General features: G+C 72.9%; 6 protein-coding genes. 1 reads left to right on the top strand and 5 read right to left on the bottom strand.

The annotated features are described in order from the left end of the window. Positions 1-241: 241 nt before the first annotated feature. From ACFQPP_RS10865 to ACFQPP_RS10885, 5 genes are all read right to left on the bottom strand, one after another. The gene (locus ACFQPP_RS10865) at positions 242-4153 is read right to left on the bottom strand and encodes an Ig-like domain-containing protein (RefSeq protein ID WP_376916602.1); all 3912 of its coding nucleotides are present in this window, start codon (positions 4151-4153) and stop codon (positions 242-244) included. Between the two features lie 89 nt (positions 4154-4242). Beyond that, positions 4243-6267 carry a beta-galactosidase gene (locus tag ACFQPP_RS10870; RefSeq protein WP_376916603.1) on the bottom strand — a complete coding sequence of 675 codons (2025 nt, stop codon included), beginning with the start codon at positions 6265-6267 and terminating at the stop codon, positions 4243-4245. Between the two features lie 86 nt (positions 6268-6353). Beyond that, complete coding sequence (locus tag ACFQPP_RS10875; RefSeq protein WP_376916604.1) at positions 6354-7655, bottom strand: ABC transporter substrate-binding protein; 1302 nt, start codon at positions 7653-7655, stop codon at positions 6354-6356. A 65-nt stretch (positions 7656-7720) separates the two neighbouring features. Beyond that, a complete protein-coding gene (locus ACFQPP_RS10880) occupies positions 7721-8671 on the bottom strand; it encodes a carbohydrate ABC transporter permease (RefSeq protein WP_376916605.1) in 951 nt (316 codons plus the stop codon). Then, positions 8668-9564 carry a carbohydrate ABC transporter permease gene (locus tag ACFQPP_RS10885; RefSeq protein WP_376916606.1) on the bottom strand — a complete coding sequence of 299 codons (897 nt, stop codon included), beginning with the start codon at positions 9562-9564 and terminating at the stop codon, positions 8668-8670. Before ACFQPP_RS10885 ends, ACFQPP_RS10880 begins: the two co-directional genes overlap by 4 nt. Before the next feature lie 164 nt (positions 9565-9728). On the opposite strand from ACFQPP_RS10885, the gene ACFQPP_RS10890 reads away from it, so the two are divergent. Then, positions 9729-11873 (top strand): alpha-galactosidase, encoded by a 2145-nt coding sequence (locus tag ACFQPP_RS10890; RefSeq protein WP_376916607.1) that lies wholly within the window; start codon positions 9729-9731, stop codon positions 11871-11873. The last annotated feature ends 16 nt before the right edge of the window (positions 11874-11889 follow it).

Genomic DNA, 11889 nt, shown 5'->3' on the forward strand with positions numbered 1-11889 from the left:
CCGCCTCGACGGACGCCGCCTGCCCTCGTGGCCGACGGCGTCCCGCGTCGGTGGCATCTCCCCGAGCCTGCTGTCCGTCGTACGGGGCGCAGCGCGTCTCGTCGTCCTCGGCGTGCCGACCGCGGTGCCTCTCGCCGTCCTCGTCGTGCATCGGGCGATGCGCGACGCTCGAGCTCGATGCACCGCCGAGCACGACGACGGGGCCGGATCCGCGATGGATCCGGCCCCGTCGTCGTGGAGGTCAGGCGCGTCGGCTGCGGCGCTGGCTCGACCAGAGCGCCGCGCCCACCGCGGCGAGCGCGCCGGCCAGCACGAGCAGCGCGGGCAGCACGCCCTGCTCGGCACCCGTCGTGGGCAGCGCCCCCGAGCCCGCGCCGGGCTGCGCGGGCTGACCGGGCTGGCCGGGAGCCGGCGCACCGGGCTGGCCAGGACCCGGCTGACCCGGCTGACCCGGCTCGCCGGGGTTCGGCGCCTCCGGCTCGGGCTCGACGGGTGCCGCCTGCACGATGCCGGCGTCGAGGACGCGCACGTCGCTGTCGCCGAAGCCCTCCGCGCTCGCCACGACCTCCGCGGTCAGGCGGGCGCCCACGGCATCCGCCGGCAGCACGACGGCATCCGACACGGCCGCCTGCGCGTCGCCTGCTGCCTCGATGGGCTCGCCGTCGAGCAGCCAGCGCACCGCGATCGTCGCGTCGGCCGGGTCGGTCGCCGCAGCCACCGCCACCGGGCGGCCCGCGATCGCCTCGCCGACGAGCTCGGTGCCCGTCACGACCGCGCTGCGATCGAAGGCGACGGTCGTGGTCTGCGTCGACGCGCCATCGGCCGAGGTCACGACGACCTCCGCGATGCCGCCGCGCTCGTCCGTCGCCTGCGTGACGACGACGGTCGAGGCGGCGTCGAGCGCGATGGCGTCGACGCGCGGATACGCGGATCCCTCGCTCGCGACGCGGTACTCGAGCACGTCCGGGTCGAAGCCCTCGACGGGCTCGCCATCCGTGCGCAGCGCCGCGAGCGCCGCCGTCGAGGCCGGGCCGACCTGCAGCCCGCGCACCTCGACCTCGGCGACGACCATGTGCGTGTTCGGCTGGGCGGTCATGACGACCCGCACGGCGTCGGCGCGCACGCCGTCGAGGTCGAACGACGCGGTCGGCGGGCCGGATGCGGGCACCTCGACGGGCACGGGCGCACCCACGGGGGTCCACACGCCGTCGACGCGCGCCTCGGGCTGCACCGTGCTCGCCCACGACGTGCCGTCGCGGAAGAAGTGCACGCGGCCGTCGACGAGCGTCGCGGGCTCCGCGAGCACGTACGACAGGGTGTCCGAGGGCCGCTTCGTGCCGCCCAGCCAGTTCGACCAGCCCTTGTCGGTCGCGTCGCCGTTGCGCGTCGCGTCGGCCGAGTAGCCCGGCTCCGTGAACGTGGCGGATGCGACGACGCCCGGGAGCGTCAGGAGGTTCGCGGGCACGCCCTCGGTGACGAGCACCGCGAGCTGCGCGGGCAGCTCGGCGCCGGATGCGTCGGCCGTGCCTGCGACGTCGACGACGCCCGGCGCGGCGAGCGCCGCATCCTCGATCCCTGCGAGATCCCACACGACGGGCACGTCGAACGTGCTCGCCGACGCACCGACCCTCGCGGGGACGGTGGTGGGCAGCTGCTCGGCGAGCTCGGCGACGGTCGTGCCGACGACCACCGTGAGCGACACGGGGTCGGTGCGCGTGAACGCGCCGACCTCGACGGTCGCCTCGACCGCGATCGTGCGGCCGTAGAGGTCCGTGGCCGTGCCAGGCACGACGACCGTGCCCGGCTGCGCCCAGTCGAGCCCCGCGACGTCCCACGTCACGGGCACGGGCGCACCCGCACCCCACGCGTAGATGGGCTCGACGGTCTCGGGCAGCGTCGGCGCGACGCCGACGGGCGTCTGCACGACGACGTCGGCGGCGCCGAGCGCCTCGAGCACGCGCGGCTGCCACCGCTGGTTCGCGGCGTCGCCCGTCGTCCACATGCCCACGGCGGTGCCCGGCGTGCGGCCCTGCCCGTTGACGTCGAGCACCGTGCTCGTGCCCACGTTGAGGAACGAGAACGTCTCGCCGTCGCGGGTCGTCGCGACCCACGTCGTCGAGGGCTGCGCGATCGCCTGCTCCTGCGTCGCCGCGACGAGCTGCGTGCCCGAGGGTCCTGCGGCGAGGAAGCGGCCGTCGGATGCCTGGATGGCGTAGCGCAGGTCGTTGGGCCTGCCGGGCGCCGCGGGTGCGGCGTGGAAGGTGAATGCCTGCGCGGCGGCGGCCTCGGCGGTCGTCGCCGTCGCCTGCAGCGACAGGGCGTTGCCCGAGGATGCCGGTGCCTGCGTCGACAGCGGCAGGCCGCTCTGCACGCCTGCGAGCGCGACGGCGTCGCCGTCGTCGAACGCGAGCGCGTCGTCGGCGACGCCCGAGACGCCGTCGACGACGAACGTCGTCACCGAGGCGGCGGGCACCGTGAGGGTCGCGGTCATCGACGTGGGGTCGATGGCGACGGGTGCGCCCTCCTCGAGCGCGTTCGACGACGGCGCGTCGATCGAGTCGGCCTCGGTCGTCACGACGGGCGTGACGGTCGCGCCGGGTGCGACGGCGCCGAAGCGCGACAGGTCGAGCGTCACGACCCGCTCCTCGCCGGCGTTGACGTGCACGATCGCAGCACCCTCGCCGTCGGGCGTGATGGCCGACGTCGTCTGCGCGTCGTCGGTCGCGATGATCGTCGAGCCGGGCTGGATGTAGTGCGTGAAGTTGCGCAGCGTGTCGAACTTCGAGTTCGTCACGACCTGGCAGCGCGCCGACTCGGGCAGCGCCTCCCCCTCGGTCCAGCCGGCATCCGCGAGCCTGCGCACCGAGTAGCCCTCGGTGCCGGGCTCGGCGCAGTCGAAGTCGATGAAGACCGAGCCCCAGTTGAGGCGCTCGACCTGCTCCATGTTGTAGAGGTCCTCGACCTCCTGCCACAGCACGTACGCGTCGGGCTGCAGGATGCGGAGGTCGTTCGTGATGTGCTGCGCGATGCCGAGGCCTCCCTCGATCGTCAGCGGGTCGAAGCCGGATCCGGACACCCAGTTGCCGCCGACCTCGCTCATCCACAGCGGCAGGCCCTCGGCGCGCGCGATGTCGCGCGTCAGCTCGCGGCCGTTCGTGCCGTACGTATGCACGTTGATCTGGTCGACGTCGTCGCGGGCCTCGGCGCCGTACGCGCTCCACGCCTGGTTGAAGCGACCGGGGTTCGTCTCGTCGTTGGAGGAGATGCTCGTGTCGAGGCCGGCCTCGACGAGCGCCTGCTCGACCTCGGCGAGGATCGCCTGCTGCTGGCCGGGACCGGGCCCGGGGCAGATCTGCGCGCCCTCCTGGGTGCGGCCGCCGAGGGACGGGAACTGCTGCCCTGCGGGCAGGCTCGTGCCCCAGTAGCCGTTGCACGGCTCGTTGAAGGGCGCGAGCGTCTGGAAGTCGATGCCGTGCTCGGACTCCATCTCGGCGACGACGGTCGCGAGGTAGGTCGCGAAGGCCTCGGCGACGGCGGGGTCGGCGATGACCGACTCGTCGGTCGAGCGGAAGCTGCCCGTCGCGAAGCCGCTGTTCGTCATGAAGTAGGGCGGGGAGTTCGAGAACGCCTCCCACACCATCTCGTCGCCCTGCTCGGCGTCGATGGCGTCGACCCACCAGCGCTGCGTCGCATCCGCCGAGAAGTCGTAGGAGGCGGGGTCGTTCGCATCCCACTCGGCGAGGAAGTCGGCGCGGTCGTCGTACGTCGACGTCGCGCCCGCCGCGGGGTCGAGCTGCTCGGCCCACCAGCCCTCGACGGCCGCGCCGGGGCGCAGGTAGTCGGGCACGTCGCTCGCGTTGCCACCGCCGATGTTGTAGCGCGCGACGTTGAGGTCGAGCCCCTCCTCGCCGAAGAGCCGGTCGAAGAGCTCCTGCCGCAGCTCGGGCGGGTAGTCGCCCGTGGCGTTCGCGAACCAGACGAGGGACGTGCCCCACCCCTGGAACTCGCTGAGCCGGTACCCGGGGTTGGGGGTGATGGTCACCTCGGTCGCGGCGCTCGCGTCGGGCGCGGGCGCCGCGAGCAGCACCCCTCCCGACACGGCCGTCGCGATCGCGAGCGCAGCCGCCAGGCCGCGCCGTGAGCGTGCGTGCATCGTCTCGACTCCTTCGTCGATGGTGAGCGCCCGGCGGCGGCCGGACGGTTCGGATGGTGGCGTTCGGTCGGTGGTGGGCTTCGCTCGCGTCAGTCGGCGCGCAGCACGAGCACGCCGCGGCCGGGCACGACTGCGTCGCGCGAGCCGTCGGAGGCGACGTGGACGGTGCCGAGCTCGGCGCCGTCGAGCGCGACGGGCTCCGCGCCGCGGTTGACGAGGAATCGCCAGCGGCCGGTGGTCCCGCGCTCGACGAGCTCGACGCGGCCGCGCAGGTGCTCGGGCAGCGTGCTGCGCACGCCCGCGGCGTCGAGCACGCGGGCGAGCAGCGTCGCGCGCAGCGCGGCCCCGGGCACGGTCGCCACGTACGCGGCGACACCCTGGCCCTCTCCGCCGCGACGCAGCGTCGCAGCGGGACCACCGGCGGCGGGGCCGTCGGCGAAGCGCGCGAGCACCTCGACGCCGTCCTCGACCTCGACGCGCTCGCTCCACAGGGTCGCGGGCTCGCCGTCGACGTCGATGGTCTCGAAGCCCAGCACGGGCAGGAGCTCGTCGACGCGCACCCCGAGGAGGTGCCGGAGGCGGCCGGGGTAGCCGCCGAGCGCCGTGTGGAGCCGCTCGTCGGCGATGCCGGAGTACGCCGTGACGAGCAGCGAGCCGCCTGCTGCGACGTGGGCGTCGAGACGCGCCCGAAGGGCGTCGTCGACGATGTGCAGCATCGGCACGATCACGAGGCCGCGGCCGGGCAGCGGCGCGCTCGCCGGGATGACGTCGGCGCGCACGCCCGCCTCCAGCAGCGCCGTGTACCAGTCGAGGGCCTCCTGCTTGTAGCGCAGGAGGGAGGAGGGCTGCGAGTCGAGGTCGACGGCCCACCACGACTGCCAGTCGAAGAGGATGGCGACGTCGGCCCGGTGCCGGGGCTCGCCTGCGACGTCGGCGAGCTCGTCGAGCACTGCGCCGAGCCCGACGACCTCGCGGAAGATGCGGGAGTCCCTGCCCGCGTGGGGCACCATCGACGAGTGGTGGCGCTCGGCGCCGCCCTGCGACTGGCGCCACTGGAAGTAGGCGATGGCGTCGGCGCCGTGGGCGAGGTGCGTGAGGGCGTCGCGCGCGAGCTCGCCCGCCGGCTTCGCCACGTTGACGTGCTGCCAGTTGACGGCGCTCGGCGAGTGCTCCATGAGGTACCACGGCTCGCCGCTCGCGACGCCGCTCGTGAGGTTGGCCGAGAAGCTCAGCTCGTCGAGGTCCTGCGGGCCGGGGTGCCGGTAGTGGTCGTTCGAGACGAAGTCCAGCTCGCCCGCCCAGTCGCCGTAGTCCATGGCCTTCGTCTCGCCCATGATCATGAAGTTCGTCGTGATCGGCACCTCGGGCGTGATGGCTCGCAGCACCTCGCGCTCGGCGATCAGGTAGTCCTTCAGCGCGTCCGACGAGAAGCGCGCGAAGTCGAGCTGCTGCGTGGGGTTCGCGAACGAGGTGGTCGCGCGCGGCGGCAGGATCTCGGCGAAGTCGGCGTAGCGCTGCGACCAGAACGTCGTCGACCACGCGTCGTTGAGCGTCGCGACGTCGCCGTAGCGGTCGGCGAGCCAGACCCGGAACGCGGCGGCGGCCTCGTCGGAGTAGTCGTGCACGTTGTGGCAGCCGAGCTCGTTGCTGATGTGCCATGCGGCGAGCGCCGGGTGCTCGCCGTAGCGCTCGGCCATGCGCTCGACGAGCGCGAGCGCGTGCTCGCGGAAGATGCGGGAGGTGGGCCGCCAGTGCTGGCGGGCGCCGGGCGAGAGCACGGTGCCGCGCTCGTCGACGGGCAGCACCTCGGGGTGCAGGCGCGTGAGCCACGGCGGCGGCGACGCGGTCGCGGTCGCGAGGTCGACGGCGATGCCGTGCTCGTGGAGCAGGTCCATGATCTCGTCGAGCCACGCGAAGTCGAAGCGCTCCGGCTCCGGCTGCAGCATCGCCCACGAGAAGACGCCGACGGTGACGATGCTGACGCCCGCCTCGCGCATGAGCGCGACGTCCTCTCGCCAGACCTCGCGGTCCCACTGCTCGGGGTTGTAGTCGGCGCCGTAGCCGATGCGGGCGCGGCCGTCCGGCCAGCGCACCCAGCGCTGCACGTGGGTCATGGGGGTCCTTCCGAGGGATGTGCTGGTGCGGGAGGGATGGGCCGGGGCGGGCGGCGTGGGCCGCCACCCGCCCCGGACCTCGCGGGTCACTCGATCGTGAAGCCCTGCTCCTCGCCGTACGCGTCGATCTGCTGCTGCCATGCGGCGAGCCCGTCGACGATCGTCGTGTCGCCGACGTAGGCCTGGCCGACGGTGTCGTTGAAGATCGAGTTCGCGTAGACCTGGTAGGGCAGGTAGCTCCAGCCCTCGACGACGTTCGCCGACGACTCGGCGAACACCTGGTTGGCCTGCTGGCCGCCGAAGTACTCGAACTCGACGTCGAGGAACTCGTCCGACTCGAGGTCGGCCGTCGTCGCCGGGAAGGCGCCGGCGTCGAGGCGCATCTGCACGCCGTCGCCCGTCGTCGCGTACTCGAGGAAGTCGTACGCGAGCGCCGCCTGCTCGCTGGCGGCGGTCACCGCGAGCGACGAGCCGCCGTTCTCGGCCGAGGCTGCGCCGTCGGCCTCCCACTGCGGCATGGGCGCGACGCGCCAGTCGCCAGCCGTGTCGGGCGCGCCCGACTCGAGGTTGGCCGGCATCCAGGCGCCCGTCGTGATCGACGCGATCGTGCCGTCGTTCATGCCCGCGAACCACTCGTCCGACCAGCTCGTCACCGGGGCGAAGAGGTCCTCGTCGATGAGCGGCTGCCAGATCTCGGCGTAGCGTGCGGCGTCGCCCTCGAGGTCGATGCCGACGGTGGTGCCGTCGACGGTGAACGGCTCGGCGCCCGACTGCCACATGAGGCTCGTGGCGAGGCCCGCGTCGCCCGTGTCGTTCGTGATCGACACCGACGGGTCGGCGGCGCGCAGGTCGCGAGCGGCCTGCACGTACTCGTCCCACGTGGTGGGCACGGCCACGCCGAGGCGCTCGAAGACCTCGGCGTTGTAGAACATCGCCATGGGGCCGGAGTCCATCGGCATGCCGACGATGGCGTCGCCCTGCGAGACGGCGTTCCACGGGCCCGGCGCGAAGGTGCCCTCGAGGTCGGCGGCACCGAGGTCGGAGATGTCGGCGAGCGACTCTGCGATCGCGAACTGCGGCACGGCGAAGTACTCGATCTGCGCGATGTCGGGCACGCCCGAGCCCGCCTGGATGGCGTTCTGCAGCGCCGTGTACTGGTCGTTGCCCGTGCCGGCGTTGACGAGCTCGATGTCGACGCCCTCGTTCTCGGCCTCGTACGCGTCGACGACGGCCTCGAGCGTCGGCTCCCACGCCCAGATGGTGAGCGAGCCGCCGGCCTCGGCGGCCTCGTCGGGGTCCTGCGACCCTGCCGAGCAGCCTGCGAGCGCGATGAGGCTCGCGCCGGCGATGGCTCCTGCTCGCAGTGCGGTGCGGTGATGGTGCTTCATGGCATGCCCTCGTCTCTTCATCGGGGTGGGCGCCGATCGATGCTGCGATCGGGGGTCTGTGGGGGTCATTCCTTGACGCTGCCCGCCGCGAGCCCCGACTGCCAGAACCGCTGCAGCAGCAGGAACAGGGCGATGAGCGGGATGATCGCGAGCAGGGAGCCGGTGATGACGAGGTCGAAGATCGCGTCGCCGCCTGCGGTCGTCGCCTGGTTGTTCCAGGCGTTCAGACCGATGGTGAGCGGGTACCAGTCGGGGTTCCGCAGCATGATGAGCGGCAGGAAGTAGTTGTTCCACGTCGCGACGGTCGTGAAGAGCAGCACCGTGACGATGCCCGGGCCGAGCAGCGGCAGGCACACGGATCCGAAGATGCGCAGCTCGCTCGCGCCGTCGACGCGCGCTGCCTCGATGAGCTCGTCCGGGATCGACTCGCTCGCGAAGACCCACATGAGGTAGAGCCCGAACGGCGAGATGAGCGAGGGCAGGATGACCGCCCAGGGCGTGTCGGTGATGCCGAGTCGCGCGAACATGAGGAACGTGGGCACCGCGAGCGCCGTGCCGGGGATCGCGACGGCGCCGAGCACGACGGCGATCGCCGCGGTGCGGCCGCGGAAGCGGAACTTGGCGATCGCGTAGCCGCCGAGGGTGGCGAGCAGCGTCGCGCCGCCCGCGCCGACGACGACGTAGAGCAGCGTGTTCAGCAGCCAGCGCAGGAAGATGCCGTCGCCGTAGGCGAGCACGCGGCCGATGTTGTCGAAGAGCGCGAACTCGCCGCCGAACCAGAGGCCGAACGTCGAGAAGAGGTCGGCCTGCGTCTTCGTGGCGTTGATGACGAGCCAGACGAGAGGCAGCAGCGTGTAGACCACGACGATGCCCATGCCGATCGTCAGCAGCAGGCTGCGACGCTTGCGCGGACCTCCCACGGCGCGGCGGCTGCGACGGTGCGCGCGCTCGGAGGTGGGTCGCAGCGACGACGGCCTGCGTCCGGTGGCGCTCGGCACGATGACGGGTGCGCTCATCGCTGCTCCCTCCGCATCCCGCGCAGCTGCACGAGGTAGGCGATGACGGCGGTCAGGATGCCCATGAGGATGGCGACCGCGGCGGCGAGGCCCTGCTGCTGCCCAGAGAAGGACAGCTCGTAGGCCCAGATGTTGGGCGTGAAGTAGCTCGTGATCGCGTTCGGCGCGAGGTTGCGCAGGATGCTCGGCTCGTTGAAGAGCTGGAAGCTGCCGATGATCGAGAAGATCGTGGCGATGACGAGCGCTCCGCGGATGGCGGGCAGCTTGATGGCGGTGACGACGCGCAGCTCGCCGGCGCCGTCGATCTCGGCAGCCTCGTACAGCGATGCGGGCACGGTGCGCAGCGCGGCGAAGAAGATGAGCATGTTGTAGCCGACGAACTGCCACGTGACGATGTTGCCGATGGCGGCGAGCACGGTGTCGGGCGCGAGGGGCGAGGCGACGGAGGTGCCGAGCAGCTCGTTCATCCATCGCACGAGGCCGAAGCGGTCGCCGTACATGAAGCCCCACATGAGGGTGGCGACGACGGCGGGCACCGCGTACGGCAGGAAGACCGACAGGCGCACGAACGCGGCGCCGTGGACGCGGCCGGAGTCGATCGCGAGCGCGACGAGCAGCGACAGGAACAGCATGATCGGCACCTGCACGAGCAGGAACAGCACGACGTTGCCGACGCCGGACCAGAAGCGGGCGTCGCCGAGGATGCGGGCGAAGTTGTCGAGGCCGACGAACTGCACGCCGCCGACGAGGCGGTCGGCGAAGAGGCTGAGGAAGAGCGCGTAGGCGATCGGGGCGAGGAAGACGAGCGCGAAGACGATGGCGAACGGTGCGAGGAACCCGAGCCCGGCCAGGCGAGGGGCGCCTGCGCGCCTCGTGCGCATGATGCTCGTCATCGAACCTCTCCCCGGCGCGCTGCGTCGCTGCGCCTTCCGCCCCGCGCGAGGATCGAGCGGGATCGTGCCCATCCGGGCCGTGGCGCTAACCTATCAGAACAGAACGTAAACGCACAATAGTGAAGAGAAGCGCACATCACGGCTGCGTTCGAGGAGGAACGGACATGCACGCGATCGACCACGCGCACGGCACGGTGCACCTGCGATCCGGAGGCACGAGCGTCGTGCTCGACCTCGCGGCGGGGCGGCTGCCCGCCATCGTCCACTGGGGCCCCGACCTCGGCGACGCCTCCCCCGAGGTGCTCGACGCGCTCGCCACCGCCGCGCGACCGCAGCGCATCTCCGGCGGGCTCGACCGCCCCGGCCGCCTCACGCTCATCCCCCAGGAGTCGGACGGCTGGCTCGCGACGCCCGGGCTCGCAGGGCACCGCGGCGGCCGGCACTTCAGCTCCGCCCTCGACACCCGCGCCGTGCACGTCGACGACGACGCGCGCGGCGCGACGATCGAGGCGCGCGACGACGCCGCAGGCCTCGCCGCCCGGCTGCGTCTCGAGCTCACGGAGCACGGCGTGCTGCGCACCCGCATCCTGCTGACGAACGTCGGCGACGACGCCTACGCGCTCGACGACCTGCACGTCTCGCTGCCGCTGCCCGACGACGCCGACGAGATCCTCGACACCACCGGCCACCACCTGCGCGAGCGCGCGCCCCAACGCCGCGCCCTCACCATCGGGGCCCACGTGCGCGAGAGCAGGCGCGGCCGCCCCGGCGCCGACGCGAGCCTCGTGCTCGCGGCGGGCCGCACCGGCTTCGGCTTCGAGCGCGGCCTCGTGCACGCCGTGCACGTGGCGTGGAGCGGCAACCATCGCATGGTCGCCGAGCGCACCATCACGGGCGAGGCCCTTCTCGCCGCCGGCGAGCTGCTGCTGCCCGGCGAGGTCTCGCTGGCTCCCGGCGCGTCCTACGAGACGCCGTGGGTCGTCGCGAGCTGGGGCGACGGCCTCACCGAGCTCTCCGGCCGCATCCACGACGACCTGCGCGCCCGACCCCATCACCCCGCCCGACCCCGCCCCGTGACCCTCAACACGTGGGAGGCCGTGTACTTCGACCACGACCTCGCGCGGCTCTCGGATCTCGCCGACCGCGCAGCCCGGGTCGGCGTCGAGCGCTTCGTGCTCGACGACGGCTGGTTCCTCGGCCGCCGCGACGACACGGCCGGGCTCGGGGACTGGGTCGTCGACCCCGCCGTCTGGCCGCAGGGCCTCGCTCCCCTCGTCGAGCACGTGCGCGCGCTCGGCATGGAGTTCGGACTGTGGGTCGAGCCCGAGATGGTGAACCTCGACAGCGATCTCGCGCGTGAGCACCCGGAGTGGCTGCTGCGCGGCCGCGACGAGCTGCCGGTCTCGGCGAGGCAGCAGCAGGTGCTCGACCTGTCGAACCCCGACGCGTGGCTGCACGTGCGCGACCATCTCGACGCGCTGCTGCGCGACCACGACATCGCCTACCTCAAGTGGGATCACAACCGCGACCTGCTGGAGGCCGGCGACGGCCCCGGAGGCCGCGCACGCGTGCACGAGAACGTGCTCGCCCTCTACGCCCTGCTCGACGACCTGCACGCGAGGCACCCGGGCCTCGAGATCGAGTCGTGCGCGTCCGGCGGCGCCCGCGTCGACCTCGGCATCCTCGAGCGCACGCAGCGGGTGTGGACGAGCGACACCCTCGACCCGGTCGAGCGCCTGCAGATCCAACGCCTCACGGGGCTCGTCGTGCCGCCCGAGCTGCTCGGCGCCCACCTCACGAGCCCGACGGTGCACTCCACGGGCCGCACCGTGTCGCTCGAGCTCAGCGCCGGCGTCGCGCTGCTCGGACACCTCGGCATCGAATGGGACCTCACGCGGCTCGACGAGCGCGAGCTCGAGCGCATCGCTGGCTGGGTCGCGCTGTGGAAGGAGCATCGCGCCATGCTCGCGACCGGCCGCGTCGTGCACGCCGACCTCGCCGATCCGAGCGTCGACGTGCGCGGAGTCGTCGCCGCCGACCGCTCGCAGGCGCTCGTCACGATCACCCAGGTCACGAGCAGCCGATCGCACCCCGGCGCGCGCGTGCGCATCCCGGGGCTCGACCCCGCCCGCACCTACCGGGTGCGCACGATCACGCCGGACGAGCGCACGACGACGCCCGGCCAGTCGCCGCTCGCGTGGGCGGCGGGCGTCACGCTCTCGGGCGTGGCCCTCGAGACCGTGGGCCTGCGGGCGCCCGCGCTGTTCCCGCAGCAGCTCGCGCTGCTGCACCTCCGGTCGATCGACTGAGCGCCTCGGGCGCCGT

Source organism: Agrococcus sp. GCM10030265, from assembly GCF_042666675.1.
Lineage (GTDB): Bacteria > Actinomycetota > Actinomycetes > Actinomycetales > Microbacteriaceae > Agrococcus.